Below are 26,997 nucleotides of genomic sequence, written 5' to 3' on the forward strand. Positions count from 1 at the left end.
CGGCCGCTCGTCCCATCGGGGCGGGCGGCCGCCGTTCGTCGTCGGTGCGCGGAGCTAGTCTTCGTTTCCCGGACCCGGACGGCCCGGGGTGGAGGAACCATGCGTGCAGGTGCGGTCGCGGGTGCCGTGCTGGCCGCCGCCCTGCTCGCCGGATGCGGCGCGGCCGGGCCCGGCCCCCAGGAGTGGACCGACCGGATGTGTTCGGCCGTGCTGCCGTTCATGCAGACCGCCGTCGAGGGCCCCACCACCGGGGAGCCGCACCAGGTCGTGGGCGACTATCTCGGTCGGACCACCGCGGCCCTCGACCGCACGCTCGGCGACCTGGACCGGCTCGGCCCCGCCCCGGTCGACGACGGTGAGGCGCTCGCCGCGAACCTGCAGGGCGGGCTCGGTGAGGTGCGCTCGGCGTTCTCCAGCGCGAAGGCCCGGGTGGACGCCCTGGACCCGGCCGACCCGGCTGCGGTCGAACGGGACCTGCCCGGTGCGCTGGAACCGCTGGCCCAGCTCGGCAGCGCCGCCGGGCCGCTCGACCAGATGACCGGCAATCCGGAGATCGCGGCGACGTTCCGTGCCTCCGCCACCTGCGGTGAACTCACCCGATTGTCCGAGTCCGCCCGCACTGCTGCGCCGGACGACCCAGCTGCGGGTGGGCTGAACGGCTCACCCGGGGAGGGCGGCGGCAGCTGATCCGGCACCGCGTCCTACCGTCGTCACCCGACCGTTGTCTCCGGGCCCGTCCGCGTGGCCCTCGACCCTGGAGCCCGACGATGGCCACCCCCCGCCCGGCCCGAGCCACCCGGGTCCTGCTCTCCGCCCTGCTCGCAGCCGCCCTGGTCGGCGGCTGCAGCACCACCGTCGCCGGCACCGCCGCGCCGGACCCCGCACCCCGCCCCACCGAGGGCGTGGGCGCCGATCCCGTCGCCTGGGGCGACCAGGTCTGCGGCGCACTGCTGTCCTACTACCAGCCGCTCAGCGCCCGTCCCGACTACACGGGCGCCGATCTGCCCGGCATCAAGGACCGGCTGTCGCAGTACCTGGGCAACGTCCGGACCGGCATCGACACCGGCAAGCAGCAGCTGGCGGACGCGGGCGCGTCCCCGGTCAGCGGGGGTGACCAGTTCCGGACCTCGATCGAGGACCTGCTGAACCGGACCGGCACCACGATCGACGAGGCCAGGGCCGAGGTCGACCAGGCCGACCCGAACGACGTACCGGGTTTCCAGGCGCGGCTGCAGGCCGCCGAGGAGAAGCTGCGCACGATCGGTGCCGCTGAGGGCCTCGACCAGCTCGGGGCCACCCCGCGGTTGGACAAGGCGATCGCCGAGGCACCGCGGTGCGGCGAGCTGGAGGAGTTGACGGCCCCGAGCTGACCGGCCGGCACCGGTCCGTTCGGCACTGGCCCGTTCGGCACTGCCCGGCCCGGCGTGCCGCACTTACACATCTCGAACATGCGTTCTATGCTGCTCGGGTGCCGCAGTTGTCGCTGTTCTCCGCGGAGGCCCGGCCGGCCGGGCTGACCGACCTGGCCGGGCTGCTCTGCGGGCCGGGCCGGATCGAGCGGTTCGGCGCCGGCGACACCGCCCGGTTCGACGTACCGCTGCCGTTCGAGGGCCGGGAGCGTGCGTTGGCGGCTCTGAGCGCGGCACGGGGCGTCACGCTGGCACCGGGCGCATCCGGCCTGCGCAGCGCGTTCCGGCGGGATCTCGCTCCGCTCGCGCGCCTGTGGTGCACCCCTGACGGGCGCAAGCAGGTCCCGGCGGACTTCCAGCTCGACGGGGCCACGCTGCGGCTGTGGGTGCTCGCCGCCGGCGTCGCCGACCTGCGTGGCGGCCATCTGCTGCTGCTCGACCCGGACGCGCCGTGGACGCACGACCCGCTGATCGCGGCCGCCACCCGCGCCGGGTTGCCGCCGGCCCGCCTGGCGGCCGGGGAACACGGGGCCCCCGGACCGGCGTTACGTCTGCACGGAGCCCGCCGGATGGCCCGGTTGGTCGAACTCGTGGGTCCGGCACCGACCGTTCTGCAGGCCTCCGACTGGCCGCGACACCACGGTCGACCGGTCGCCTGACCTGCCGAACTCCGGCTGGGGATAGGCTGTCGGCTCGCCCGGCCCCGGTGGCGCAACCCACGGCGCGGGATGGCGACGGTGTGAGATCGTGCGATCGTCGACCGCAGAGCGATGCTCAGCGCGATCACTCCGACACGCTCCGGACATGACGGGGCGCACGGGGAGAGCACACTGCGGAGCCGGCACGGCACAGGCGTCGCAGACAGGCGTGACGCGGCCGAGGAGATGAGGTAGGACCACGTGGCAGCGGCTACAGGCACAGAGGGCAAGACCGGTTCGGCGCGCGCGGCGGGTGGCAGCACGCGCAAGCCCACCTCGACGCGGTCCGCGTCCGGACGCCCGGTACGTCGCCTGGTGATCGTCGAGTCCCCGACCAAGGCCCGGAAGATCCAGCCGTACCTGGGGGACGACTACGTCGTGGAGTCCTCGGTCGGGCACATCCGGGACCTGCCGCGGGGTGCGGCCGACGTCCCCGCCAAGTTCAAGGGCGAGTCCTGGGCGCGGCTCGGCGTCGACGTCGACAACCAGTTCAGCCCGCTCTACATCGTCACGCCGGAGAAGAAGAGCACCGTCTCCGAGCTGCGCGAGGCCCTGAAGTCGGTGGACGAGCTGCTGCTCGCGACAGACCCCGACCGGGAGGGCGAGGCGATCGCCTGGCACCTGCTGGAGACGCTGAAGCCGAAGGTCCCGGTCCGCCGGATGGTCTTCCACGAGATCACCGAGTCGGCGATCCGGGCGGCCGCGGAGAACACCCGCGAACTCGACCAGCACCTCGTCGACGCCCAGGAGACCCGCCGCATCCTGGACCGCCTCTACGGCTACGAGGTCTCCCCCGTGCTGTGGAAGAAGGTCATGCCGAAGCTGTCGGCGGGCCGCGTGCAGTCGGTGGCGACCCGGCTGATCGTCCAGCGGGAGCGGGAGCGGATCGCGTTCCGCTCCGCCGAGTACTGGGACATCGCCGCCACGATGAACGCGGGCCCCGACGCGACGCCACGCACCTTCGGGGCCCGGCTGGTCCAGGTCGACGGCTCCCGGGTCGCGACCGGCCGCGACTTCGGCTCCGACGGTGCGCTGAAGCCGGGCTCCGACGTCGTCGTGCTCGACGAGGCCGGGGCCCGCCGGCTCGCGGAGTCCCTGCAGGGGCGCGATCTCGCCGTCTCCTCGGTCGAGTCGAAGCCCTACACCCGCAAGCCGTACGCGCCGTTCATGACCTCGACCCTGCAGCAGGAGGCCGGCCGCAAGCTGCGGTTCTCCTCGGAGCGCACGATGCGCAGCGCGCAGCGGCTCTACGAGAACGGCTACATCACCTACATGCGGACCGACTCGACCACGCTGTCGGGCTCCGCGATCGAGGCCGCCCGCGCGCAGGCCCGTGAGCTGTACGGCGACGCCTACGTCGCCGACAAGCCGCGCCAGTACACCCGCAAGGTGAAGAACGCGCAGGAGGCCCACGAGGCGATCCGCCCGGCAGGCGAGACGTTCCGCACCCCCGGTGCGATCGCCCGTGAGGTCGACGGCGACGACTTCCGGCTCTACGAGCTGATCTGGCAGCGGACCATCGCGTCCCAGATGACCGACGCCCGCGGGACGACGGTCAGCGTCCGGATCGCCGGCACCGCCGGGACCGGCGAGGACGTCGTGTTCGCCGCATCCGGCCGGACGATCACCTTCGCCGGGTTCCTCAAGGCCTACGTCGAGACGGTCGAGGAGGGGTCCGGTGCCGCCGCCGACGACGCCGAGTCCCGGTTGCCGGAGCTCACCGAGGGCCAGGCGCTGACCGCCGACGAGCTGACCCCGGACGGCCACTCCACCAACCCGCCGTCCCGGTACTCCGAGCCGGCGCTGGTGAAGGCCCTGGAGGAGCTGGGGATCGGCCGCCCGTCGACCTACGCCTCGATCATCAAGACGATCCTGGACCGCGGTTACGTCTGGAAGAAGGGCTCCGCGCTCGTCCCGTCGTGGGTGGCGTTCGCGGTCGTCGGGCTGATGGAGGCGCACTTCGGCCAGCTCGTCGACTACGACTTCACCGCCGCGATGGAGGACGACCTGGACTCGATCGCGTCCGGCTCCGACTCGCGCACCGACTGGCTCTCGAAGTTCTACTTCGGCGCCCCGGACGGCGGCGAGGGTTCCATCCAGCGTGCGGGTGGGTTGAAGAAGCTGGTCGGGTCGAACCTGGAGGAGATCGACGCCCGTACGGTGAACTCGATCAAGATGTTCACCGACGCCGAGGGACGCGAGGTCGTCGTCCGGGTGGGCCGGTACGGCCCGTACCTGGAGCGGATCGTGGACGGTGAGTCGCAGCGTGCGAACCTGCCCGACGACCTGCCGCCGGACGAGCTGTCCGAGGAGGTCGCCGAGAAGCTGTTCTCGGTGCCGCAGGAGGGCCGCAAGCTGGGCACCGATCCGGTGACCGGGCACGAGATCGTGGCGAAGGAGGGCCGCTTCGGCCCGTACGTCACCGAGCTGCTGCCCGAGCCGGAGGTGCCGGAGGGCGCGAAGAAGAAGCCGGCCAAGCCGAAGCCGCGCACCGGGTCGCTGTTCAAGTCGATGTCGGTGGACACGGTGACGCTGGAGGACGCGCTGAAGCTGCTGTCGCTGCCCCGCGTCGTCGGCAAGGACCCGGAGTCCGGTGAGGAGATCACCGCGCAGAACGGTCGCTACGGGCCGTACCTGAAGAAGGGCACCGACTCCCGCTCGCTGAGCGACGAGGAGCAGCTGTTCACGGTGACCCTGGAGCAGGCGCTGGAGATCTACAAGCAGCCGAAGCAGCGCGGGCGGGCAGCCGCGGCACCGCCGCTGCGCGAGCTGGGCGAGGACCCGTCGACCAAGAAGAAGATGGTGATCAAGGACGGCCGGTTCGGCCCGTACGTCACCGACGGCGAGACCAACGCCAGCCTCCGCAAGGGCGACTCGGTCGAGGAGATCACCGACGAGCGGGCCTCGGAGCTGCTCGCCGAGCGCCGGGCCAAGGCGCCGGTGAAGAAGAAGCCTGCGCCCCGGCGCACCGCGGCGGCCGCCAAGAGCGGCGGGACAACGGCCCGCAGCACCGCGGCGAAGAAGACCGGCACGACGCCCCGGGCCCGTAAGAGCCCGACGACCTGAGCCGCCCGCGCCGACCCGGGCGGGGGCGGCCCGGGTGTCAGGTCGCCGAGAGGGCCTTCTTGACGGCGGCGGCGACCCGGCCGCCCTCGGCGCGGCCCGCCGCGGCGGCGTTGGCCTTCTTCATGACCTGACCCATCTGCCGCATCCCCGGCTGCTCGCCGGTCTCGGCCGCCACCTCCGCGACGGCGGCGCGTGCCAGCTCGTCCACCTCGTCGTCGCCCAGCTGGGTGGGCAGGTAGCGGGCCAGGACCTCGCCCTCGGCGCGCTCCCGCGCCGCCTGCTCGTCGCGCCCCGCACCGGCGAACGCCTCCGCGGACTCGGCGCGCCGCTTCGTCTCCTTGGTGATGACGGCACGGATCTCGTCGTCGGTCAGCTCCCGCGCGGACTCCCCCGCCACCTCGGCGTTCCCGATCGCGGTCAGCGCCGACCGCAGGGTGGTCCGGACCAGCTCGTCCTTGGCCTTCATGGCCGCGGTCAGGTCGGCCCGCAGCTGCTCCTTGAGGGTGCTCACAGCACGCCACGATAGTCCTGCGACGTACCCTGGCCGGTGTGAGTACCACCGGCACCATCGCCCGACTGGCCGCCGTCACAGCCATGACCGGAGCGGCCGGTATCGGCTACGCGGCCGGTATCGAGCGACGCCACTGGACGCTGCGCCGGGTGGAACTGCCGGTGCTGGAGCCGGGCGCCCGCCCGCTGCGGATCCTGCACCTGTCCGACCTGCACCTCACACCCGGGCAGCGCAGCAAGGTCCGCTGGGTCGCGTCGCTCGCCGCGCTCGAACCCGATCTGGTGGTCGACACCGGTGACAACCTCGCACATCCCGACGCCGTCCCCGGCGTGCTGGCCGCGCTGGGTGGGTTGCTGGACCGTCCCGGCGCGTTCGTCTTCGGCAGCAACGACTACTTCGGCCCGACCCCGAAGAACCCGGCCCGCTACCTGCGGCGCAGCGGCGCCCGCCGGGTCCACGGCCCCCCGTTGCCGTGGACGGACCTGCGGGCCGCGTTCCGGGAGCGCGGCTGGGTGGACGCGACCCACACCCGTCACCTGCTGGAGGTGGACGGCCGGACCGTCCGGATCGCCGGTGTCGACGACCCGCACCTCAACCGCGACCGCTACCCCCGCATCGCGGGTCACGATCCGGACGCCGACCTGCGGCTCGGCCTCACGCACTCCCCGGAGCCCCGGGTGCTCGACGGCTTCGCCGCCGACGGTTACGACCTCGTCCTGGCCGGTCACACCCACGGCGGGCAGCTGCGCCTTCCCGGGTACGGCGCGATCGTCACCAACTGCGGGATCGACCGCACGCGGGCCCGTGGGACGAGCCGGTGGGGAAGCCACACCCGGCTGCACGTGTCCGCCGGTCTGGGGACCTCGCCGTACGCGCCGGTGCGGTTCGCCTGCCCGCCCGAGGCGTCGCTGCTGACCCTGGTCGCCCGGCCGACCGGCGCCGATGCACCCAGGGGAACCCCCGCGCAGGCCGCCGGGGGCGTCGGGTAGAGTTCACAACGGCTCACAGCGAGACCGTGACAGCCGCTCGGGGTGTGGCGCAGCTTGGTAGCGCGCTTCGTTCGGGACGAAGAGGTCGCAGGTTCAAATCCTGTCACCCCGACCACGTAGTATCCAGCAAAGGCCCTGGTCAGAGACTCGGTAGCGAGTCACGGACCAGGGCCTTCGTCGTGTCCGGCCTCGCCACCGGAGCGTTTCCGGAGCGTCCGGTTATACCGGAGCGGGCGCGCTGCTGCGCCGTCGTCGTCCGGCACCTCGACGCAGCCGTCCTCTGCTGCACGTCCACGACGGGATCAGTCGAGTCCCCGTGCGTGTCGGATCGCCTTGTGAACCTCGTCAAAGTCGATCTCGAGGCTGGGATCTGCTGCCTGGATCTCGCCGAGTTCCCACATGGAGTCGTCGATCGTGGGATGACGAGCCATCCTGACCAGCTCGCCATGCACGTACTCGCTGACGGTGGCGTGGGACGCTGCCGCGCGACGGCAGAGGGTGGTCCAGACGTCGGTGGGTAGCCGATAGGTCTCCGCGAGCACCACCGCGTCCGCATCGATCTCAGGCGCAAGCGCGTGGGGGCGGTCCTCGTCCATGACCCGCACAACCTGGTCGACAGGGTCGTGGTGCCTCGCCAGGATGATCAGCTCATGGCGCACCTGCTCTGCTACTGACGGTGCACCTGCCCGGCGGGCCCGGCGGCTCAGGAAATCGGAAGTCGCGGGCGGGAGATCCTCAACCAGGACGGAGACCATCCGGTGAGCGTAGGGCGCTTCCACGGACAGGTCGACGCAATCGTCGTCGATCCGTCGAACTCACCCGAGCCCTCGCCGAGCGGCCAGGTCTCCGAGACGGGCGGGAGCGGTGACGACCGTTGCGGTTCCGCCGTGCCTGCAACGACCTGCCCCGCCAACGTCCTGGTAAGGCTCTGCACAGCGGCGGTGGGCCGGTGTACCTCCACGGTCGATACGAGCTCGCTGGCCTGGGTGTCATCGCCTGTCGAGTCAGCGCGCCCGCGGCTTCGATCCGCACAGGTTCCTCCGGTGAACGTGGTCGCGGTACCGGAGAGGACATGGTGAGGCGGTCCGGATGATGCACACCGACGAGGTCCGAGTCCGACTCGAGACCGCTCGAGCCCTGGTGGCGGAGTCGTTCCCCGGCCTGGAGCACCTACCGGTCCCCGCGGAGGGGACGGTCCACGCCGTCTACCGGATCGGGGAGGACCTGACCGCCCGGTTCCCTCTGCGACGAGCCGATCCGGCAGCAGTGCTGCAGCACCTGTACTCCGAGGCTGCAGCGGCCGGTGAACTGGCCACCTGCAGTCCGGTGCCCGTGCCCGTGCCCGTCGGGATCGGCAGGCCGGGTCACGGCTACCCCCTACCGTGGGCCGTCCAGACGTGGGTATCCGGCCGCACGGCCGCGGAGGACGATCCTGGTTGGTCGCCGGCGTTCGCAGCCGACCTGGCGGGGCTGATCCGCCGGTTACGAAGCGTCGATACCCGGGGACGCCGGTTCGCCGGAGACGGCCGAGGCGGGCACCTTCCCGATCACGACGCCTGGATGGAGACGTGCTTCCGGAGATCTGCCGGTCTGCTGGACGTCGATCCGCTCCGGCGGATGTGGGCGACCTTCCGGGAGCTCCCCCGCGCCGATGGGGACGTCATGTCACACGGTGATCTGGTGCCGGGGAACGTGGTCACCGCGGGCGGTCGCTTGACCGGGTTGCTGGACGGTGGCGGGTTCGGCCCGGCGGATCCAGCACTCGATCTCGTCGCGGCCTGGCACCTGCTCGATGACGGGCCGCGGGCAGTGCTACGCGACATGCTGGGTTGCGGAGTCGTCGAGTGGGAACGCGGACGGGCCTGGGCGTTCGCGCAGGCGATGGGGCTGGGCTGGTACTACGTCGAGTCCAACCAGGCGTTGAGTCGCCTGGGTCTCCGGACACTGGAGCGGCTCTCGAGGGCTCGTTGAGCCGTTCGGACCCGTACCGGGCCGCCGGCCCTGGCCTGGCTCGGCCGGAGCCGAACCCGGAGCGAGATGGGGCCGGGCACGGGAGAGCATCCCTGTGCCGGATTCGCTCAGTTCCGCAGACCGCGCTCGGTCAACAGGGGCAGCACCTCGGTTCCGAAGCGGTCGAGCATCCCGTCGTAGGGCACACCGCCCATCAGGAAGCCGCTCACCCCGGCCTCGTGCAGCGCCGTGAGCTGGTCGGCGACCTGCTCGGCAGAGCCGACGATCGGAAGGCCACCACCGCTGGTGATGAAGTGCTCTTCGAGCGCGGCGGCGATCTGTGCTTCGAACGAGGAACTGTTCAGGCCGAGGTAGTGCATGAAGTTCCGGGCCGCCTCGGCGTCACCGTGATCGAGAATCTCCTGGTAACGGCGACGGGCGTCGGCCTCGTCGTCGCCGATGACGACGGTTCCGTAGGTCATGACGCGGACCTTCCGGCCGACCGATTCGGCCGCCTTGGTGATGCTCTCGACCAGCTGCGAACCCTGCTCCGCGCTCATCAGGGTGGCGAAGTTGACGTCGGCGTGCCGCGCGGTGAACTCGATGCCCGCGGGGCTGGCACCGGCGTTGAGCACCAGCGGGCGGGTCGGTGGCCGCGGCTCGGAGATCGCCCCCGTCATCCGGAAGGAGTCACCGGCGTGGTCGAACGGTTCGGAGGACGCCCACAACCGGTCGACGAGCCCCATCCACTCGTCACCGAAGCGGTACCGGTCGTCGTGTTCCTTGGTCGCGATACCGAACATGTCGAGCTCGGGACTGAACCAGCCCATGACCGCGTTCAGCGCGAATCTCCCGCCTGCGATGGCGTCCACCGTAGAAGCCTGCTTGGCGACGACGAGCGGGTGCAGGGTGGGTGCGTGGGCGGTGGCGGCCACCACGATGCGGGAGGTGGAGGCGGCGATGCCGGCGGCCCAGGTGAACGTCTCGTACGTCGAACCGTTCGGGTTCAGCCGGCCGTCGTAACCGCGCCAGCGGGCCACCGGTACCAGGAGGTCCAACCCCAGTGCGTCGGCCTGCATCGCCACGCGCGAGGTGGCTTCCCAGCTCAGCTCGAACGCGCCCTCCGCGCTGGTCATCGTGATGCCACCGGAGACGTTCAGACCGAACAGTCCGAGCGCGAAGGGGTGTTCGGTGAGCACGTGGTGACCGCGGCTCACAGTTGTCGATGTCATGGCACTCCGTTTCGGGGTCGACTTGCACTCAGCCGGCCGGTGAGATCCTGACCGGCAGGGTGAGGAAGGAGCGGAACTGGAAGTTCGGACGACGTGGGGCGTCACCGGTGAGTTCGATCCCGCCGACCCGGCGGCCGATCTCCCGGAACGTCACCTCTCCCTCGAGCCGGGCGAGCGCGTTACCGATGCAGAAGTGCCTGCCGCCGCCGAACGCGAGATGCTGATTGCGCTGGCGGGTCACGTCGAACCCGTCCGGGTCCTCGAATTGACGCTCGTCGTGGTTGGCCGACAACAACATCAGCCAGATCGGGTCACCGGCCGGGATGACAGTGCCCGCCACCTCCCGGTCCTCGGTGAAGTGCCGGTAGGTCACACCGACCGGTGACTCCCAGCGCAGGAACTCGTCCACCGCACTCCGGGCCGTCCCCTCCGGGTCCGCCCGGAGGTGCTCCAGCTGCTCGGGGTGGCGGGCGAGACCGTAGATCCCTGCCCCGATCATCCCCATGGTGGTGTCGAACCCGCCGGTCAGCAGGGACAGGACGGTCGCGACGAGCTCGTCGCGACCGAGGCGGTCGCCTTCGTCCTCGGTGCGCACCAGGGCGGAGAAGATGTCGTCGCCCGGAGTCCGACGGCGGAACTCGATCTGGTCGGACAGGTAGTCGATGAAGTTCTGGCAGGCCCGGTGGCATGCGGCGATGCCGTCGGCGTCGTTGGCCGCCGGCAGGAAGATCCGGAAGAAGTCCGGGGTCCACTCCAGCATCTGGGACCGGTCGGCCTCCGGCACCCCGAGCATCCCGCAGATCACCCGTAGCGGAACGGTGAACGCGAGCTCGGCCACCGCGTCGCACTCCTCGCGTTCGAGCATCGTGTCGAGGGCGTCGGCCACGGCTGCATCGACGTCGGCCCGCAACTGCTCGACCGCTCCCCGGGTCAGCGCCTTCTCGGTGAGCTTGCGCAGCCTGGTGTGGACCGGAGGGTCGTTCAACACCATCAGGCCGGTGTAGATGCGCTCCGCGGGCCCTCCGGCCAGCTCCGCCGGCACGCCGGCGCCGGGGGGCTGCATCAAGCCGGCGGTCGTGCGCAGCAGCGAGCGGACGTCGTCGTACCTGGAGACGACCCAGGTGCCCCCGCCCACCGGAATGCGTTGGACGGGTTCCTCCGACCGCAGCGCCCGGTAGATCGGGAACGGATCGGCCAGCTGCTCGGGGTCGAGCGGGTCGAACAACACTGTCACAGCCACTCCTGTCGGTTCAGGGCGCGAGTTCGGCTCGGTTCAGCGGTCACACGGTGACGTCGTCGTGGAAGGCGGCCCATCCCTTGATCGCGAAGTCGTCACCGGTGCGGACGACCTCGGCCGCGTGCTGCCCACCGAGGTGCGCGGGAACCAACAGGGCGTTGTTGTCGGCGGCCCAGGAGAGGACACGTCGGCGGGACCGTGCGGCCCGGTCGGGGTCCTCGCAGAAACAGCTGTTCCAGTCCGGGGAAAGGATCTGGACCGGGCTGTGCAGGAGGTCACCGACGAAGACGGCGCGCTCACCCTCCGACTCCAGCTTGAGCACCGACAGGCCGGGGGTGTGACCAGGAGCGAGTTCCAGCGTGAGGTTGGCGTCGATTCGATGCGTGTCGCCCTCCCACGGGTCGGCGAGCCCCGCCTCGGCCACCGGTAGAACGCTGTCCTCGAACATGTTCTGGTTGACGAACGCGCCGCGCCGCTCGTGACCGTTCAGTGGGTTCCAGTAGTCGAAGTCCGCCTTGCTGAACAGATAACGCGCGTTCGGGAAGGTCGGGACCCACGCCCGGTCCGCCAGGTAGGTGTTCCAGCCGACGTGGTCGATGTGGACGTGGGTGTTGACCACGACGTCGACGTCCTCCGGCCGCACACCAGCTTCCTCGAGGCGGGCCAGGAACCCGGTCTCGAGATGTCCGAAGACGGGGATGTAGGGCCGTTCCTTGTGGTCACCCGCGCCGGTGTCGACGAGGATGGTCTTCCCCTCGCTGCGCAGTACGAAGGTCTGCAGGCACGCCCGGACGAGGCCGCTCTCGGGGTCCCAGTGGTCCGGAGCGAGCAGTTCGCGTCGATCGTCCCAGGACTGGGGGTCGCTCGCAGGAATGAGCTCGGTGCCGGGAGCGAAGAGCCCCTCCCATTCCATGACGCGAGTGACACTCACGGCACCGATCTCGATGGTGGCCGTCATGTGATCCTCCTTGGTCGGATTTTCGGCTGTCCGGGTGTGCGCCGGTGAGCGGTCGCATCGAGGTCCGTCGGCCCTCGGGGAGCTCCCACCGCTCCGGCCACATCGGAGTGCTCATCGCGGGTGAGTAGGACGGCCACCGACGAGTGGATCTCTCGGCAAGGGACGGTCCGGTCTCCTGAACACACCTCGCCCGGGATCACGCGGAGGTCGCGCGCAGCTTGCGCTTGAGGATCTTCCCCTGCGGATCGACGGGCAGTTCGTCGACGATGTGGACCACCTTCGGCACCTTGTACGACGCGAGGGTGGTCCGGCAGTGTGCGATGATCTCCTCCGGCGTTGCGGTCCGGCCCTCCTGGAGGATCACGAAGGCGGTCACGGCCTCCGACCAGTACGGATCCGGCATGCCGACGACCGCGGCACGCAGCACCGCGGGGTGGGTGTGGACGACCGCCTCGACCTCCTGCGACGACACGTTCATCCCACCGGACTTGATCATGTCCTTGAGTCGGTCCTGGAAGAACAGGTGGCCGTCGTTGTTGATCCGAACGACGTCACCGGTCCGCAGCCACCCGCCGCGCATGACCTCCGCCGTCCGCTCCGGGTCGTCGAGGTAGCCCAGCATCACGGAAGGACTGCGACAGATCAGCTCGCCGACCTCTACGTCGTTGCCTTCCGCATCGACCACCCGGATCTCGAGATGAGTGACCGGCTTCCCGATCCACGACGGGTCCTGCTCGGGGATGTCTTCGAGCCGGTGGAAGAACCCCACGGTCCCGAGCTGGGTCAGCTCGGACTGGCCCCAGTAGGTGCCCCACGCCACATCGGGCGCCGCCGCCGCCCAGGCATCGATGACGTGCGGGGGGATCTGGCCGCCGTAGGTCATGCAGCGACGGACCTGGCCCACGGTCGCCGGCCCGAAGGCCTCCAGCCGGCTGAGTGCCACATAGAAGGTCGGCGTCTGGGAGATGACCGTGACCCGTTCACGGCCGATGATCTCGAGCGCGCTCGCGGGGTCCGCCGAGGCGGGGAGGACGAGCGTCGCACCCATGAGGGTGAGGCTGGTCATCGAACCGAGCCCGGCGATCGTGTGGAACGGCATGACGAACAGCCAGGTGTCCTTCGGGCCGATGTCCAGCCCCCATCCCCACGCCGGCGCCGTCGAAGCAAGGTAGTTGCGATGTGGGATCTGGACGCCCTTCGGTGCCGCCTCCGTGCCGGAGGTGTACACGACGAGTGCCACATCGTTCTCGTCGAGCTGGGCTTCGGGCTCGGTCCCGGAACGATCGGCCAGCAGTTGATCGAGTTCGGCTCCGTACTGCAGGTGCGCGGCCCCGGAGGGCAGCGCGGCGTCTACGGCCTCCGCGAACTCTGCGTCGGCGAGCACCAGCGAAGCACCACTGTGCGTGAGCTGGTGGCCGACCTCCGCCTCCCGGTAGAGGGGGTTGACGCCGGTGAAGGCCGCACCGATCTTGAGCGCGCCGTAGTAGGCCGCCACCACGTCGGTGCTGTTGCGTGCCATCGAGGCGATCCGTCCACCCCGCTCGATGCCGCGCGAGAGGAAGAGGTTCGCGAAACGGTTCGCGCGCTCGTCCAGTTGACCGTAGGTCGTCTCGGTGCGGGTCCCGTCCGCGCCGTAGGCGATGATCGCCAATTTGTCCGGTCGGGTGCGCCCGTGTCGGCGGAGCTGGTCCCCGATCGTGGCGCGCCCCAGCGGGGTGCGATGGTGAGGGGCGAGGTCGGGCACGGAAGTTCTCCTTGTCCTCGGGCGGGCGTCAGACCGAGGCGCCTGCGAAGTACGGGTTGTCGAACGTCTCGGCAGAGACGATGTCTTCGACCGGCGTCCGGGTGAGCTTGCGCGGGAAGCTCTTCGCCGGGTAGCCGATCGTGACGTGGGCTGCCGTGATGAACCCGTCCGGGATGGCGAGCAGTTCACGGACCTCCGGCTCCCGCGCGCACAACAGCGTGGTGATCGCCGAACCCACCCCCTGGTCGCGCAGCGCCAGGCACAGGTTCTGCACCGTCGGGTAGATCGACGCGCCACCCACGACGGACAGCCGGCCGAGCTCGTGGTCGGTCGGGTGCAGACCGTCGAGCTCCGCGCACACCACGAGGATCGCCGGGACGTCGGCGAGATGTTCGGCGAAGTGGTCCGCATCCTGCACGGTCTTCGGCATGGCGCCGACGTTCACGGTCCCGTCACCGATGCCGCCCAGGTACGCCTTCCAGATCGGCAGGTACAGGTCGGCGAGAGCCTGCTTCCGCGCCTGGTCGCGAACCACCACCCACCGGACGGGCTGACGGTTGCCGCCCTGGGGCCCGAACCGCGCTGCGTCGAATGCCCGGTGCAGGACCTCGTCCGGTACCGGGTCGGGCCGGTAGAAACGGCACGTCCCGACGCTGCGCATCGCCTCGGTCAGCTCCATCGCACACCTTCCTCATCGAAGATTGACCTACCCGCTGTTAGGCTACGGGAGGATCCTGCTGTGGCGCACTGCACATGTCAAGACCGACCCGCAGGTCAGAAAACTGCTGTCCACGTGAACGTGGACATGAGAGACGTAGTAGACGACTGTCATCTACCGTAACTTTGCCTAACAGCCGGTAGCCTGTGAATGTCGAAACGAGGCACTGTGGACGAGAAGAACAACCCGGTGGACCGTGGGTCGTCGACGCTGGCGGACGCACTCGAGCACGCCAACCTGCCGTCGCTCGTCCCCGTCCTCTACCAGCTGACCGGCGACCGCAGGTGGCTGGCGGAGCCGTTCCGACCGACCCGCAGCCGCGGTATGGACGACAACGACTCCGGCGGGTTCAGCCCGGAGGTCGCCGCGCAGATCAGGACTGCCGTGGTGTCGGCGGTCGCGGCCTACGAGGCCGGGCGACCCCCCGCCGTCCCCGCGCCGACCGGCCCCGCCCTGACCGAGCTCCTCGAACTCGCCAACGGGGAGGAGGTGCCCGAGGAGTACGCGGAGATGGTCGCCCAGGACATGGGTTTCGAGACGCACACGCCCCGGGTGCCACCACCCAACGACATGACGGTGCTCGTCATCGGTGCCGGCGTCTCGGGATTGCTGTCCGCGATCAAGCTCGCCGAGGCCGGCATCGAGCACCTCGTACTGGAGAAGAACGACGACGTCGGCGGCGGATGGCTCGAGAACGTCTACCCGGGGGCCGGCGTCGACACCCCGAGCTACCTGTACTCGTACTCGTTCGTCGACCACGACTGGAGCACCCACTTCGGTAAACGGGACGAGGTCGAGGACTACCTCCGCCACGTCGCCGACACGTACGACCTACGGAAGGTCATCCGATTCGGCACCGAGGTGGAGTCGGCGACCTACGACGACGCGACCGCGCGGTGGACCGTCCGCACGACACGGGGTGAGAACTTCACCGCGGACGCGGTGATCAGCGCCACAGGTGCGCTGAACCGGCCGAAGATGCCCGCCCTCCCCGGGCTCCACGACTTCGAAGGGGATCTCTTCCACACCGCGACCTGGCCGGAGGAGATCGACCTCAGCGGCAAGCGGGTCGTCGTCGTCGGTGCGGGCGCCAGCGCCATGCAGGTCGTCCCCGCCATCGCCGGTCAGGTGGAGCACCTCACGGTGATGCAGCGCTCCCCCCAGTGGATCGCACCCAATGACGTCTACTTCTCACCCGTCGACGACGCCGTCCACCTGCTCATGCGGCGCGTCCCGTTCTACCGGCGCTGGTACCGCACCCGGTTGGCGTGGAACTTCAACGACCGGGTGCACCCGACCCTGCAGATCGACCCAGGCTGGGAGCACCAGGAGCGCTCGGTCAACGCCGCCAACGACGGCCACCGCAGGGTCTTCACCCGCTACCTCCTCGAGCAACTGGAGGGGCGCCCCGACCTGATCGAGAAGTGCCTCCCGGACTACCCACCCTTCGGCAAGCGGATGCTGCTCGACAACGGCTGGTACCAGACGCTACGGCGGCCGAACGTCGAGCTCGTGACCGAAGCTGTCGCCGAGATCACCGCGACCGGGCTGCGCGGGGCCGACGGCACCCGAGTGGACGCCGACGTGATCATCATGGCCACGGGATTCCATACCCACCGCTACCTCTGGCCGATGGAGATCCGCGGCCGCGGGGGCCGTACCCTGACCGAGGTCTGGGGCGCCGAGGATGCGCACGCCTACCTCGGGATCACCGTCCCGGGTTTCCCCAACCTGTTCATCACCTGCGGGCCGGGGACGGCCCTGGGGCACGGCGGCAGCTTCATCACCATCGCCGAGTGTCAGGTGCACTACATCCTCGACCTGCTGACGACGATGATCGAACAGAGGTTGCGTTCGGTGGAGGTGCGGGCCGACGTGGCACGGGCATATCGGGAGCGGCACGACGCGGCACACGACCGGATGCTGTGGACCCACCCCGGTATGACGAACTGGTACCGCAACGGTGCTGGCCGGGTCGTCTCGGTGATGCCCTGGCGGATCGTCGACTACTGGCGGATGACTCGCACCGCCGACCTCGCCGACTTCCGGACGGAACCGGCCCGGGCCCCTGCGGAGATCTGACCCACGGGCCGGCGGCACGCCGATCAGCGGCGGAGACCTCCGAGCACCAGGTCGAGATAGGTGTCAACGACGACCTGGACGTCGTCGTCCGAGTCACCGCGGATCCACCCGCTCACGCCGTTCAGCATGTCCATGAGCCCCAGCGCGACGATCGGCGGGTCGAGTTCCCGGAACTCACCGGCACGCATGCCGGCGGCCAGCAGGTCCCGCACCCGGCGGTGGTAGTAATGCCGGTAGTCGTCGATCCGGGCCTGGTGCTCGGCGGTGAGCGACGTGCGCTCGTGCAGTGCGACGAGATGCTCGACCCGTCGCCGCCGAAGGTGTCGGATGTGCGCCTCGATCAGCGCCGCAAGCCGCTCGGTGGGGGTGGCGGCGAGGTCCAGGAGAGGCAGGTTCTCCTCGACCGGCTCGCGCGTCACCGTCAAGGAGATCTCGTAGAGGATCTCCTCCTTCGACCCGAAATGGTGGTACAGACTCGCGCCGCGGATGCCGACCGCGTCTGCGATCTCACGCGTCCCGACGTTGGCGTATCCGTCCGTCGCGAAGATCCGGGCGGCGGCGGAGACGATCTCCGCCCGCCGCAGCCGCGTCCTGTCCTGACGGCGAAGCGGCTCCACGCCGTCCCCGGAACTCATGGCCCCAGTGTCTCTCGCCGTAGGTGCCCTCGGTGCCGGGGGCGTTGCGGAAGGATCGCGGACGAACGTTCAGGCCACCGTCGGGTACTCCGAGACCCTGCCTCCGCTGTTCGCCGAAATCCGGTGAGACACCGGCGCGGCCGGCCGCAACCGGCAGAGATCGGCACGACCCCTGTCCACGGGCCACCGGGTGTGTCGACGGCCCTCGGCCGGAGGAGATCACGCAGGCCCGCCCAGCGGCGGGTGCTCGAGCACGCGCGGCGTGTACTCGACCATCTGGATACGGCCGTCGAACGTCCGGTGATCGACCATCGTGAGGGCGACGTCCGGGTAGCCGTCGTAGATGCGTTCCGAGCCCGTGGCCCCGGTGATCACCGGGAACATCACCACCCGGAAGCGGTCGACGAGCCCGGCCCGTAGGAGGGACCGGCACAGGCTGAGGCTGCCGATCGTGCTGAGCAGCCCCGAGCGGTCCTCCTTCATCGCGCGGACCGCCGTCACCGCGTCGTCGCGGACGAGTGTGGTGTTGCCCCAGGTCAGCGGCTCCTCCAGCGAGGACGAGAACACCACCTTGGGTGCCCGGGTCAGCTCGTCGACCGACGCCTCCTCCTCGGCGCGGAACCCGTCCTGGCCGTCCGGGACCCGGCCGGCGGCGAAGCCGGACATCTGGCGGTAGGTGGTGGCTCCCATGAGGTGGGTGACCTCGGGCTGCTCACCGAGCCAGCCGAGATACTCCGGGCCCTCGAGGCCCCGCCACCCGGGCCAGCCCTCTCCCGATGCGTGGCCGTCCAGGGAGGTGATGAAGTCGACGAGCAGCTCTGCCATGACGGGGTCCTTTCCCGGGGTGTCGGGAGTGGGGACCGGCCGCGGTCGGCGGACTCATCGTCGCCGCGGGGGGTCGGCGGCGCTCGCTGTGGACGCCGCTCCTGATCTGGCAGGCCGTCCACGGCCGGCCGATCCTCGCGTGGCCGGATCGATCTCCGGTGGTGGCTCGACGTCGAGCGAGCCGTGGTGGCTGGTGGTGCCGTTCCAGTCCGTGCTGGTGAGCCCGTTGCTGCTCGCCGCCGGGACCGCGCCGGTGGCGCGGTGGGCCCATACGTCACGTCCCAGGGCGGTCCTGGTGAGCGCCGCGGTCGGTCGGTCCATCACGCGCTCACCGTTCGGGGACCGGTGGTCCGCGACGCACGGGGCCGACGACCAGCGCGAGCGACGCGAGCAGCACCAGACCGGCCGCCACCCACACCGGTCCGGTCGCGGACCGGGCCAGCCCCCACCCGCCGAGCAGCGGGCCGATCGTCGCACCGACGTTCAGCGCCGCCGTCGTGACCGCGCCGCCCAGGGTGCCCGCCTCGCCGGTGAGGCGCAGTGACCGGGCGATCGCGGTCGACCCGACGGCGAACCCGAGCCACCCCAGCAGCGCGACCGCGGGGACAGCGGGCCATCCGAGGCCGAGCAGGCCGGCGAACGCCGCCCAGCCGACGACGAGCGCTGCGCTGCCGGTGACGAGGACGGTGCGGAACCGGGTGTCACCGATCCGGCCCGCCGTCACGACCCCGGCGAACGCCCCCAGCCCGAACAGGGCGAGCGCCGGCGGGACGGTCCCCACCGGGAGCCCGGCCGCCCCGGTCAGCAACGGGGCGAGGTAGGTGTACGCGGCGAACGTGCCGCCGTTGACCAGCGCGCCCACCACCAGCATGACGACGACCGGCCGCCCGGCCAGCACGGCGAGCTCCCGTCGCAGCGGGCCCGGGGCCGCATCCGGTTCGCCGGTTCCGCCGCCGGGCAGCACCCGGAGCACGCCGACGAGGGCGACCGCGCTCAGCGCCGCGACCACCCAGAAGGTGGCCCGCCAGCCGAGCGCCTCCCCGACGACGGCGCCGGCCGGAACGCCGGCGATCAGGGCGAGGCTCGTACCGGCCAGCAGGGTGGCGGTCGCCCGCGCGGTCCGACCCGCAGGCACCGAGCGAGCCGCGGCGACGAGGGCGACCGCGAGGAAACCGGCGTTGGCGAACGCCGCGAGCACCCGGGTCGCGGCGAGCAGCCAGAACGTCGACGCGACCGCCCCGGCGACGTGCACGGCGACGAACACCGACAGGAACGCGGTGAGCGAGGTCCGGACCGGGAGGCGGTGGGCGACCACCGCCGTCAGGGGTGCGCCGAGGACCATCCCCACCGCGAACGCGGAGGTGAGGGCACCGGCGGCGGCCAGGGGGACGTCGAGGTCGCAGGCGATCGGGGACACCAGCCCGGCGAGCATGAACTCCGAGGTCGCCTGGACGAAGACGGCCGCGGCGAGGACGAGCAGCAGGATCGGCACCTGTGGGCTCCGGGGAGACGCGGGCGCACGAGCGCGCCCGGGACGGACGGGACCGGATCCGGTCGCCCCGTGCACCGGCCGGGCCCCGTACCCGTCGTCCGGGCAGGGTTCGGCGCCGCCACCGGAGGAGACCGGTGGCTACCGCCTGCTCGCCTCGGGGCCGCCCACGGCGCGAATCTAACAGCACCCCCGGTGCGTCCGCGCGGGAGAATCGCGGACGTTCCGCGTCCCGTCGAAACAACTTGACCTCGACCCGGGTTCAGCATCGACCATCGCCGGCATGAGCAACGATTCCGCCCTCCGCTGGGCCTACCTCTTCGAACACCCCGACGCGGACCCGCAGCGGGACCGGCTGGTCCTCGACTCCGGCGGGGTCCGGTCACTGATCGTCGCCGTGCCCGGCACGTCCGCGGCGCCGGAGGTGGCGCTCGCGTTGGTCCGCGACGAGGGGGTCCGCCTGATCGAGCTGTGCGGGGGCTTCGGCAGCGCCGAGGTCGCGGCGGTCACCGCCGCGATCGGGGACGACGCCCGGGTCGCCGTCGGGCACGTCGTGTTCGGCGTCGACCAGCTGACCGCGGCCGCCGCTTACGCCGCGGCCGCCTCCGGTTGAAACCCGGTGGGCCCCGTCCACCCGGGACGCTAGCGTCCGGCCCGCCACCGTCCGGGGAGCGTGAGTCCATGACCGTCCTGCCGCGATCGACGTCCGTCGATCACACGTCGCACCATTTCGTCCACGCCGACGTGAGGCAGCACATCCCTGATGGATCTTCCACGTAGCATCGTCGTCCGCGAGTCCGGTTCGCGGATCCTCAATCCGTTCGACGCGGGCAAGCTCGACACCCTCGGGCGCGCCCTGCGGCTGCCGGCCGGCAGCACCGTCCTCGATCTGGCCTGCGGCAAGGGCGAGATGCTCTGCACCTGGGCCCGCGACCTCGGGTTCACCGGCACCGGCGTCGACATCAGCACCGCGTTCCTCGCCGACGCCCGGGCCAGGGCCCGCGGCGTCGGTGTCGCCGACCGGGTCTCCTTCCTGCACGGCGACGCGTCCGGGCACGTCGCCCCCGACCCGGTCGACGTCGCCGCCTGTGTCGGCGCGACCTGGATCGGCGGCGGCGACACCTGGCAGGACCGGGTCGCCGGCACGGTCACCCTGCTGGAACGCAGCCTGCGGCTGGGTGGGCTGCTCCTGGTCGGCGAGCCCTTCTGGCGGCGCACCCCACCGGACCGGCGGACCGCCGAGCACTGCCACGCCCGGAGCGTGGACGACTTCGCGGAGCTCCCCGCGCTGCTCGACCATCTCGACGGTCTCGGGTTCGACATCGTCGAGGCGGTGCTCGCGGACCCGGACAGCTGGGACCGGTACACGGCGCCGCAGTGGCTGGCCGTGCGCCGGTGGCTCGACGCGCACCCCGACGACGAGCTCGCCACCCAGCTGCGGGCCGACCTCCTGGCCGGCCCCCGCAGGCACCTGCTGTACCAACGGGAGTACCTGGGTTGGGGGGTGCTGGTGCTGATGCGACGCTGACCGGGCCGTCCGATCACGCGGGATCGGCCCGGTCCCCCGGCCCGGGGCCCTGCGGGCCCGACTGCACCAGCAGCCCGGGACCGTCGACGACGGTTGCGAGACCCGGATGCGCGACCGGGCGCTGCGGCGGCTGGCCGCCCCGCACCGAGCCGGCCTGGCGGCGGGAGCTGCTGCGCGAAGCGATCGGCACGGCGGTGTGGGCGTACAAGGTGGCCGACGAGCGGTTCGAGCGCCAGGGGCACCGGATGGTGGCCGAGGCGCTCGACCCGCCGGGTCAGGGGCCGTCCGCCGCCTGCAGCCCGCCCGCCGGGAGCCGGTCGGCACCCCAGCTCCGCTCGATGTAACCGGTGATCCGTTCGACGTCGGCGGCCGGCACCTTCTCCGGTTCGCCGCGCTCGAGGGGGTCGACATGGAAGATGTAGAGCCGCGAGGCGAACTGGTCGAACGGCAGCGACGCCTCGCCGAAGCGTTCACCGTTGCCCGCGGTCCCGACGACGACGCCGTCGCCCCAGTCCTGCCCGCTGTCGTTGTTCGGGTTGTAGAAGTACACCCGCATCACGTCCTGCGGGTCCGGCGCGACGCGCAGGATCGTGATCGCGTGCCAGCCCACGTAGCGGGCCGCGCTGTCGGTGACGGCGACGCCGGCAGGCTGCGGGTGGATCAGCGGCTGCCCCCCGTTGTACGACGGGTGGTAGCTCGCGTGGAAGGTCCGCAGGAAGTCGTCGAGGTCGGTCAGGTTCCCGGTGGCGACGTCGACGTTGATGTGGAAGCCGCGGGCCGCCCACCAGCCGTGGAACTCCGGGTTCACCCAGCGGTGCGGGTCCCCCTCGCGATCGGCGCAGCGGCGCCCCATCTCGGCGTAGATCCGGTCCAGGTGCGGTACGACCAGCAGCGACACCGGGTCGAGGTCGATCGGCATCGCCGTCGCCACCCCGGCCGTGCTCTCCGTCGAGGAGATCGGCTGGCCCTCGAAGTGCATGGTGATCTCGTCGTCGCGGGCCGCCCAGACGACCATCTGCAGCAGGTAGTCCGGGTCGTTGTAGGCCCACATCGACAGCGCCCGCGCCGACTGGCAGGTCGGGTTGTCGCCCTGGCCGATGCCCAGCGGCTGGCCGAGCATCGACAGCACCCCGGCGAGCAGCCGGGCCTCCGGTTCCGGCTCGGTGCCGAACGCCTCGGCGAGCCGCTCGCGCGCGACCGGTGACAGCTCCAGCGCGATCTGGCGCCACAGCGCCGGCACGATCGGCGGCTCGTAGAGGATCCCGCGGTCGAGCAGCAGTGAGAGACCGTAGATGCACTGCGCCGTCTGCGGCGTGACGGCGACCTCGATCAGGCGGTGCACCAGGTCGCGGTAGCGGAGCAGGCAGTTCTTGCCGGTGTCGGACAGCCCGAGCGCCTCGGCGATCAGGTAGTCGCTCTCGTGCCGCAGGAACTGCAGGAGCTCCGCGTGGTACGGCGACACCAGGCCGGTGTCGTGCATCGCGCGGGCGAACCCGGACGCCTCGTACTGCAGGCCGCCCGAGTCCATCGCCTCCAGCCGGGACCGGAAGACCTCCAGGCCCGGGTCCTCCCGGCAGGCCTCGGTCGTCCCGAACAGGCTGGTGACCAGCCGGTCGATCCCGTTGCCGGGGGACGAACCGAGATCGACGTCCGGGTCGCCGCGGTAGATCGCGATCCGGGTCAGCAGCGACTTCACCTGGTCGACCTGGATGGGCCGCTGGCGCAGGATCCGCCAGATCTCGTCGACCAGTTTGTCGAGGACGCTGTCGTAGCCGATCTCCTCCACCAGGTGCGCGAACAGGTCGCGGATCAGCTGCGCGGTCCGCCCCTGCCGGGTCCGCTCGGCCTCGCTGGGCGGGGTGAACAGCAGCTCCAGGTTCATCGCGAGCACCTGGGAGAGGAACTCACGGGCGTCCTCGGCCGGCATCGTGGGGTGCTGGAACTCCCCGCGGGCGACGGCGAGCATGCGCAGCTCGCTGGTCGCCTCCATCACCACGGTGTCGGCGTCACCGCTGTGCAGGCCCGGCCCGACGAAGGACGGGACCAGGATCTCCGGCGAGGCCCAGTCGGTGCCGAGGAACAGTCCCGCTTCCTCCAGCGCCTGCGCGCGGGCCTGGACCGCCGCGGCTCCGCCCGGCTGCACCAGCACCCGCCGCAGCTGCTCGAGCACCCGTCGCAGCTTCGACGGCTTCCCGAAGTCCGGGGTCTGGGCCAGGGCCTGGATGGCGTCGTCGAGCGAGGCCAGGCGCTTGTCCAGCACCGTGGGCTCGCCCGGGACGTCGACGGTCGGTTTCAAAAAGGCTTCCCTCGTTCGCCGGTCCACGTCGGGGCCGGGTGACCTCAGACGTAGAAGTCGAGTTCTTCCTGCTTCTTCAACAGATCACGCATGCGGTACGGGTCGTCACCGAAGAAGTACAGCAGGCCCCAGTGCGTGCCGAAGGCGGTCCGCTTGGTGACGGTCTCCTCCAGCGGGGCCGAGAGGTCGTGCGACTCGTAGTAGTCGTCGTCCTCGGTCTCCTCCGGGATCCGCAGCTCGCTGACGACCCGGCGCCGGGGGTAGACGCCGAAGCAGCCCGCGACGCCCGAGGCGTCGGTGACCTCCGTCGGGAAGAAGGCGTCGATCTCCTCCTCCGTGGTCTTCGGGTCGAAGGCCAGCACGAGGGCCTGGTAGGCGTTGAACCCGTATGCCCGCTCCAGCAGCTCGAAAACCCTGAAACCGGGCGGCCGGTAGGCGACCTCACCGAAGTACATCTCGCCGTCGGAGGTCACGAAGTACTCCGGGTGGACGAAGCCGAACTCGATGTCGAACGTCTTGATCAGCTTCTCGATCTGGGCGGTGATCGCCGGCCGGTACCGCTCCAGCTCGGGCGTCGCGGGCACGAACACCGAGTAGCCGAGCGTGACGTACTCCGAGATGTTCAGGAACTTGATCTTGCCCTTGTGCACCCAGGCCTCGACGGCGAACTCCCACCCGTCGAGGTGGGACTCCATCAGGACCGGGAACTCCTCGTCCGGGATGGTGTCGACCTCGTCCGGGGTGCGGATCACCCGGTGCCCGAGGCAGCCCGCCTTGTCGAACGCCTTGAGGTGGATCGGGTCGTTCGGGTCACCGTCGAGCTTGAGCAGCGTCTGGTTGACGCGCTTGAGGAAGCGGATCACGTCGTCCCGGTCGTGGGCCTCCTCGAAGATCCCCACCCGGATACCGCCCAGCTGGGCCCGGCGCTTCATCAGTGCCTTGTCCCGCAGCAACATCGCCTGACCGAACAGACGCGGATTGTCGAGCAGTACCGAATTGATGGCGCCGGCCCATTCGACGGTCTCCTCGAACAACGGGATCGCGACGTCGACCTGCATTTCCTGGAGGGTCTCAGCGATCTCCATCGAGCGGTCGTTGAGCCGCTCGAAGTTCCAGGGAACGTAGGGGATGTCGTGTTCCCGGCAGTACTCCTCCGCCCAGTCCGGGGCCACGACGACGTACCGCCGGTCGAACCGGGCCAGCGCCTCGACCGCGCTCAGACTCCAGCCGAGGAGTGCCACGAAGCCCTTTTCTGGATTCTTCTCGACCGGACCGGCCTGAGGCATACAGCAGTTCCTCCCACATCAGCGCATTTCGCATTCATATTTCTCGATCGCCCCGACCATACCTGGCGCGAAAATCTCGGGGGGATCGTGGCGCTGATCAGCCCGGCCCGGCGCCCTCCGCTGCGCGCTGTTCGGCGCACCGCACGAGCCGCCGGAGCCGGCCGGCGACGGTGTCCTTCGACAGCGGTGGATCCGCGAGCGTCCCGAGCCGGGACAGCGACAGCGAGGCGTGCTCGACCCGGAGGAGCCCGGCCTCCCGCAGCAGCGGCGGCGCGTCCGGACCCAGTACGTCCAGCGCCCAGCGGACCCGGGCCACGGTGCGGTCGGCGGCCTCGGCGCTGCGGCGCGCGTTCACGGTCTCCAACGTGGGGTTCGGCGTGGGCGAGGGCCCCTCGCTCGGGGCGCAGCGCGCCAACAGGTCCGCCACGCCGGGTGCGCCGGTCGCCCGCAGCAGCGCGTCGATGCTGCCGGGATCGCGGATCAGGACCCGGTGCCCGGCCGCGGTCTCCTGGCTCGTGGCGAGCGCGCCGAGCGCGCGTGCCGCGCCCACCAGGGCCAGCGCGACGGCGGGCTCCGGGCAGTCGACCAGGATCCGGGTCCGGCCCGACGAACGGGCGATCCGGCCGCGGGCGAGCAGTGCTCCGCGCCAGACCCCGGCGGCGGCCGTCGCGCCACCGGCGACGACCGCCGGTGGCAGCCCGTGCACCGGGCGGCCGAGCCGATCCACCAGCCCGGTCGCCCTGGCCAGGTCGGAGCCCCTGGACGTCATCGTGACGAGATGGCGCCGGGCATCCCCCGCCGTGCTGGTCACGCCGCCGCGACCACCGGTGCGGCCGTAGAGCTCGGTCAGCTCACGGCGCATCCGGACGGCGAGCTCAGGGCTGTCGAACTCGGCACGGACGACGGTGCGGCCGCCCGCGGTCACCACCTCGCCGGCCAGCCGCAGCTGGGTGGCGACTCCCGCGTGCCGGACCGCGGGACGGTCGTCGCGGACGGCACCGAGCTCCCGGCGCAGCGCCGCGGTGAGTCGCTCGGGATCGGATGGCCCGGGATCGGACAGGTCAGGACGGGACTGGTCAGGATGGGACACGGTTCTCCTGCGGGTGCGCACGAGGGCGGGGTGGGATCACGCGTCCCCCGAGGTGACCCCACCCCGCCGGGCGGACGGGGCAGTGGGACAGCCCCGTCGTGGTCGTGGTCAGCCCCCGTCGGGGGCGGCGTGCATCGGGCAGCGCGGGTCCACGCACGGGTCCTCCACCGTGCCCGAGCGGTACGCCGCGTTGGCCAGCACCGAGCACAGGCAGCCCCGGGCCTTCGCCCGCGGCCCGCCGGGCGCCATGTCGTCCGGTCCGGCTCGTTCCGGGCGCCCCGCCTCCCGGTCGCTCGTCCCCTCGATCATGGATCCCCCTCCGCACGCGATGCACCGGGCATCCGGAAGGAGCCGCCGCATGTACACGCAGTAATCAACCGGCTTGCGAAAGTTGCAGACCGTGCCGACCGGGCGGGAGATTACTCTATACGCGGAGTAACGACTATCTCGGTCCACTGGCCGTTGGGAGAGGTGCGTCGGGGTCGAGCACGATGCCGTGCTGGCGCGCGATGCCGTCGATCTGCGCCCAGATCAGGACGGTCAGGTGCTCGATCACCACGTCACGCTTCATCGCCCGGTGCGCCAGCCACCACTCGGCCGTCGCCTGGACCGCCCCCACCAGCGACTGGCCCCACACCTGGATGAGCTCCGGTTCCTCGAACCCCAGCGACTCCAGATAGTCGGCGAGCAGACCGGTCAACGCGGCGGCGACGAACTCACGACCCGCGTCGACGACGTCACCGCCCTGGCCGGGCAGCCGACGCCGGAAGAGCAGGTCCACGTTCGGCGAGTCGTCGAGGAACCCGACGAACGCACCCACCGAGGCGCGGATCCGCGGCCGGATCGCACCCTCGTCGTAGAGGGCGGGCATCAACCGCTCCATCAACAGGTTCGTCGCCCGCTCGGCCATCGCGTCGAGCAGCGCCGCCCGGTCCCGGAAGTGCCGGTAGATCACCGGCTTGGTCACCCCGGCCTCGTGCGCGACCTGGTCGAGCCCGAGTTCACGACCCTCCCGGCCGAGGACGACCAGCGCCGCGTCCACCACCTGCTCGCGCCGGCGCGCGCGGTGGGCGTCCCAGCGGGTGCTCCGGCCGTCGACCGGCCGCTCCTGCTCACCGGGGCCGTTCACGTGGCGATCGGGGGACACGGTCGCGATGATCCTCCTTCGGAGCGGCTCCGCACGCCCCCCGGACGGACCCGATCGGGCGCGATCCCCCGGAGTGGATCACGCCCGGGTGCACGGCGCCCACCCGC

Annotated in this window: 25 protein-coding genes and 1 tRNA gene; 10 read left to right on the plus strand and 16 right to left on the minus strand. The window is 71.1% G+C overall.

The features are described from left to right. Window positions 1-99 precede the first annotated feature (99 nt). The 4 genes from AB0J24_RS11600 (at window position 100) to topA (ending at window position 5,173) form a co-directional block, all read left to right on the plus strand. The gene (locus tag AB0J24_RS11600; RefSeq protein WP_358679173.1) at window positions 100-687 is read left to right on the plus strand and encodes a hypothetical protein; all 588 of its coding nucleotides are present in this window, start codon (window positions 100-102) and stop codon (window positions 685-687) included. An 80-nt stretch (window positions 688-767) separates the two neighbouring features. Further along, window positions 768-1,370: a hypothetical protein gene (locus AB0J24_RS11605; RefSeq protein WP_358679176.1), complete on the plus strand. Its 603-nt coding sequence runs from the start codon at window positions 768-770 to the stop codon at window positions 1,368-1,370. 98 nt (window positions 1,371-1,468) lie between these two features. Then, window positions 1,469-2,068 carry a hypothetical protein gene (locus AB0J24_RS11610; protein ID WP_358679179.1) on the plus strand — a complete coding sequence of 200 codons (600 nt, stop codon included), beginning with the start codon at window positions 1,469-1,471 and terminating at the stop codon, window positions 2,066-2,068. A 354-nt stretch (window positions 2,069-2,422) separates the two neighbouring features. Next, window positions 2,423-5,173 (plus strand): type I DNA topoisomerase, encoded by a 2,751-nt coding sequence (gene topA / locus AB0J24_RS11615; RefSeq protein WP_358679416.1) that lies wholly within the window; start codon window positions 2,423-2,425, stop codon window positions 5,171-5,173. 37 nt (window positions 5,174-5,210) lie between these two features. Here the strand turns inward: topA and AB0J24_RS11620 are convergent, their stop codons facing one another. After that, window positions 5,211-5,684, minus strand: a complete 474-nt coding sequence (locus tag AB0J24_RS11620) for a GatB/YqeY domain-containing protein (protein WP_358679182.1) — start codon at window positions 5,682-5,684, stop codon at window positions 5,211-5,213. Between the two features lie 83 nt (window positions 5,685-5,767). Between AB0J24_RS11620 and AB0J24_RS11625 the strand changes: the two genes are divergently transcribed. Together AB0J24_RS11625 and AB0J24_RS11630 are read left to right on the plus strand one after the other, a co-directional pair. After that, window positions 5,768-6,673 carry a metallophosphoesterase gene (locus AB0J24_RS11625; RefSeq protein ID WP_358679419.1) on the plus strand — a complete coding sequence of 302 codons (906 nt, stop codon included), beginning with the start codon at window positions 5,768-5,770 and terminating at the stop codon, window positions 6,671-6,673. Window positions 6,674-6,711: 38 nt separating this feature from the next. Next, window positions 6,712-6,788 (plus strand) — tRNA-Pro (locus tag AB0J24_RS11630). A 187-nt stretch (window positions 6,789-6,975) separates the two neighbouring features. On the opposite strand, the gene AB0J24_RS11635 is transcribed toward AB0J24_RS11630, so the two are convergent. After that, window positions 6,976-7,428: a hypothetical protein gene (locus AB0J24_RS11635; protein WP_358679184.1), complete on the minus strand. Its 453-nt coding sequence runs from the start codon at window positions 7,426-7,428 to the stop codon at window positions 6,976-6,978. A gap of 337 nt (window positions 7,429-7,765) precedes the next feature. On the opposite strand from AB0J24_RS11635, the gene AB0J24_RS11640 reads away from it, so the two are divergent. After that, entirely contained in the window at window positions 7,766-8,644 is an 879-nt protein-coding gene (locus tag AB0J24_RS11640; RefSeq protein WP_358679421.1) for a phosphotransferase, read from the plus strand. 107 nt (window positions 8,645-8,751) lie between these two features. Here AB0J24_RS11640 and AB0J24_RS11645 read toward each other — a convergent pair whose 3' ends face one another. The 5 genes from AB0J24_RS11645 to AB0J24_RS11665 all read right to left on the minus strand — a co-directional run bounded on the left by AB0J24_RS11645 (window position 8,752) and on the right by AB0J24_RS11665 (window position 14,473). After that, window positions 8,752-9,855 (minus strand): LLM class flavin-dependent oxidoreductase, encoded by a 1,104-nt coding sequence (locus tag AB0J24_RS11645; protein ID WP_358679187.1) that lies wholly within the window; start codon window positions 9,853-9,855, stop codon window positions 8,752-8,754. A 28-nt stretch (window positions 9,856-9,883) separates the two neighbouring features. Next, window positions 9,884-11,089, minus strand: coding sequence for a cytochrome P450 (locus AB0J24_RS11650; RefSeq protein ID WP_358679190.1), 1,206 nt, complete (start codon window positions 11,087-11,089; stop codon window positions 9,884-9,886). A 46-nt stretch (window positions 11,090-11,135) separates the two neighbouring features. Next, entirely contained in the window at window positions 11,136-12,050 is a 915-nt protein-coding gene (locus tag AB0J24_RS11655) for an MBL fold metallo-hydrolase (protein ID WP_358679193.1), read from the minus strand. 196 nt (window positions 12,051-12,246) lie between these two features. Continuing rightward, the gene (locus AB0J24_RS11660) at window positions 12,247-13,794 is read right to left on the minus strand and encodes a class I adenylate-forming enzyme family protein (RefSeq protein ID WP_358679196.1); all 1,548 of its coding nucleotides are present in this window, start codon (window positions 13,792-13,794) and stop codon (window positions 12,247-12,249) included. A 28-nt stretch (window positions 13,795-13,822) separates the two neighbouring features. Then, window positions 13,823-14,473, minus strand: a complete 651-nt coding sequence (locus AB0J24_RS11665) for a nitroreductase family protein (RefSeq protein ID WP_358679199.1) — start codon at window positions 14,471-14,473, stop codon at window positions 13,823-13,825. Between the two features lie 207 nt (window positions 14,474-14,680). Here AB0J24_RS11665 and AB0J24_RS11670 point away from each other — a divergent pair, with 207 nt between their 5' ends. Further along, window positions 14,681-16,594 carry an NAD(P)/FAD-dependent oxidoreductase gene (locus AB0J24_RS11670; protein ID WP_358679202.1) on the plus strand — a complete coding sequence of 638 codons (1,914 nt, stop codon included), beginning with the start codon at window positions 14,681-14,683 and terminating at the stop codon, window positions 16,592-16,594. 23 nt (window positions 16,595-16,617) lie between these two features. On the opposite strand, the gene AB0J24_RS11675 is transcribed toward AB0J24_RS11670, so the two are convergent. The 3 genes from AB0J24_RS11675 to AB0J24_RS11685 form a co-directional block, all read right to left on the minus strand. Then, window positions 16,618-17,229: a TetR/AcrR family transcriptional regulator gene (locus AB0J24_RS11675; RefSeq protein ID WP_358679205.1), complete on the minus strand. Its 612-nt coding sequence runs from the start codon at window positions 17,227-17,229 to the stop codon at window positions 16,618-16,620. Between the two features lie 219 nt (window positions 17,230-17,448). Beyond that, entirely contained in the window at window positions 17,449-18,054 is a 606-nt protein-coding gene (locus AB0J24_RS11680) for a dihydrofolate reductase family protein (protein ID WP_358679208.1), read from the minus strand. 328 nt (window positions 18,055-18,382) lie between these two features. Beyond that, window positions 18,383-19,546, minus strand: a complete 1,164-nt coding sequence (locus AB0J24_RS11685) for an MFS transporter (protein WP_358679210.1) — start codon at window positions 19,544-19,546, stop codon at window positions 18,383-18,385. A gap of 280 nt (window positions 19,547-19,826) precedes the next feature. Between AB0J24_RS11685 and AB0J24_RS11690 the strand changes: the two genes are divergently transcribed. Further along, window positions 19,827-20,156 (plus strand): DUF6506 family protein, encoded by a 330-nt coding sequence (locus AB0J24_RS11690; RefSeq protein WP_358679213.1) that lies wholly within the window; start codon window positions 19,827-19,829, stop codon window positions 20,154-20,156. A gap of 150 nt (window positions 20,157-20,306) precedes the next feature. Continuing rightward, the gene (locus tag AB0J24_RS11695; protein WP_358679216.1) at window positions 20,307-21,071 is read left to right on the plus strand and encodes a methyltransferase domain-containing protein; all 765 of its coding nucleotides are present in this window, start codon (window positions 20,307-20,309) and stop codon (window positions 21,069-21,071) included. A gap of 13 nt (window positions 21,072-21,084) precedes the next feature. On the opposite strand, the gene AB0J24_RS11700 is transcribed toward AB0J24_RS11695, so the two are convergent. From AB0J24_RS11700 to AB0J24_RS11725, 6 genes are all read right to left on the minus strand, one after another. Then, a complete protein-coding gene (locus AB0J24_RS11700; protein WP_358679218.1) occupies window positions 21,085-21,261 on the minus strand; it encodes a hypothetical protein in 177 nt (58 codons plus the stop codon). A gap of 84 nt (window positions 21,262-21,345) precedes the next feature. Next, window positions 21,346-23,367 carry a hypothetical protein gene (locus AB0J24_RS11705; RefSeq protein ID WP_358679221.1) on the minus strand — a complete coding sequence of 674 codons (2,022 nt, stop codon included), beginning with the start codon at window positions 23,365-23,367 and terminating at the stop codon, window positions 21,346-21,348. 44 nt (window positions 23,368-23,411) lie between these two features. Continuing rightward, window positions 23,412-24,653 carry a carboxylate--amine ligase gene (locus AB0J24_RS11710; RefSeq protein WP_358679224.1) on the minus strand — a complete coding sequence of 414 codons (1,242 nt, stop codon included), beginning with the start codon at window positions 24,651-24,653 and terminating at the stop codon, window positions 23,412-23,414. 97 nt (window positions 24,654-24,750) lie between these two features. Beyond that, a complete protein-coding gene (gene whiA, locus AB0J24_RS11715; protein ID WP_358679227.1) occupies window positions 24,751-25,743 on the minus strand; it encodes a DNA-binding protein WhiA in 993 nt (330 codons plus the stop codon). A 108-nt stretch (window positions 25,744-25,851) separates the two neighbouring features. Then, window positions 25,852-26,052 carry a hypothetical protein gene (locus tag AB0J24_RS11720; protein WP_358679230.1) on the minus strand — a complete coding sequence of 67 codons (201 nt, stop codon included), beginning with the start codon at window positions 26,050-26,052 and terminating at the stop codon, window positions 25,852-25,854. A 133-nt stretch (window positions 26,053-26,185) separates the two neighbouring features. Beyond that, complete coding sequence (locus AB0J24_RS11725; protein ID WP_358679233.1) at window positions 26,186-26,890, minus strand: TetR/AcrR family transcriptional regulator; 705 nt, start codon at window positions 26,888-26,890, stop codon at window positions 26,186-26,188. Window positions 26,891-26,997: the final 107 nt, after the last annotated feature.

Origin of the sequence: Pseudonocardia sp. NPDC049635 (assembly GCF_040659795.1) — a bacterium.
Taxonomy (GTDB): Bacteria; Actinomycetota; Actinomycetes; order Mycobacteriales; family Pseudonocardiaceae; genus Pseudonocardia.